The organism is Bradyrhizobium sp. Unk1, assembly GCF_059512345.1.
The window spans coordinates 1-1,236 of record NZ_JCAMOP010000175.1 but is presented as its reverse complement, the minus strand read 5'-3'; the positions used below and the strand labels follow the sequence as shown (position 1 = coordinate 1,236).

The following is a 1,236-nucleotide window of genomic DNA, read 5'->3' as shown; positions in this document are numbered from 1 at the left end:
TTGAAGTGCTCCCCAAAACTAGGCCAGCCGGCGCTGGAATTTTCCGGGGTTATGCTCATGCCGGCGGGGGCGCCGATGAGCCATTCAACAGCGATATCGGCGCCTTGTTGCCGATCGCGCTGTGGGGCCGGACTTCGTTGTAGTCTCTACGCCAATCCTCCATTTTCTGCCGCGCGTCGTCAAGGCTCAGGAACCAGTGCGTGTTCAGGCACTCGCTTCTGAGCTTGCCGTTGAAAGATTCGATGAAGCTGTTGTCCGTCGGTTTTCCCGGCCGCGAGAAATCCAGCACCACACCCTTCTGGTAAGCCCAGATATCGAGATCGCGGGAGATAAACTCTGATCCCTGGTCGACGCGGATCGTCCTGGGATAGCCAAGGATCTTGCAGATACGCTCCAAGGTCAGCACGACATCCTCGCCTCGATAACTGAAGCGCGGATCGACGGCTGGCGAGAAGCGACTGAAGGTGTCCACGATCGTGAGAACACGGATCTTGCGGCCCGTGGCGAGCTGGTCGTGAACGAAGTCCATTGCCCAGGTCTCATTGATCTGGCGTGCTTCCGTCCTATCCTCGCGCAGCTTGGCCTTCACGCGACGCTTCGGCGCTTTGTTGCGTAATTGCAGGCTTAACTCCCGATAAAGACGATAGACGCGTTTGACGTTGATGGCCCAGCCGTCACGTTGCAGCAGGACATGGACCCGGCGATAGCCGTATCTCACCCGCGTCTCGCAGATGTCCTTGATCCGGCCTTTGAGAGCGGCCTGGTCGCCGCGCTTCGACTTGTAGACGTACAGTGCGCGATCGATCCGAAGGGCCGAGCAGGCCCGCCTGATCGAGACCTTCCAGTCACTTCGCACCTTGTCGACAAGCTCACGCTTGCGGCCAGGCTTTAGAGCTTTTTTGACAGCACATCCTGAAGCATGGCCTTGTCCAACGACAGGTCGGCGACAATCCGCTTCAGCTTGCTGTTCTCTTCCTCGAGCTGACGCAGCCGCTTCATCTCTGAGGGCAACAGGCCAACGTACTTCTTCCGCCAATTGTAGAACGTCGCCTCGCTGATCCCGGCCTTGCGGCAGACCTCTGCCACCGCCGAGCCATCTTCAGCTTGCTTCAAAACAAATGCGATCTGCGCCTCTGAAAACTTCGATGCCTTCATGGAACTCTCCTCGTCCCCGTCAGGGGATCATAAATGGAAAATTCCAGTTCAAACTGGCCTAATTTGGCGGGGGCACGTCAG

The 1,236-nt window shown here is 57.8% G+C and carries 1 protein-coding gene; it reads right to left on the bottom strand.

All coding sequences use genetic code 11. The annotated features are described in order from the left end of the window. Nucleotides 1–55 precede the first annotated feature (55 nt). Nucleotides 56–1,155 (bottom strand): IS3 family transposase gene (locus AC5ZFO_RS47945; protein WP_496124259.1). Its coding sequence is split into 2 segments (ribosomal slippage): nucleotides 56–903 and nucleotides 903–1,155, totalling 1,101 coding nucleotides; the frame shifts between segments, so codons are not numbered across the junction. Between the last annotated feature and the right edge of the window lie 81 nt (nucleotides 1,156–1,236).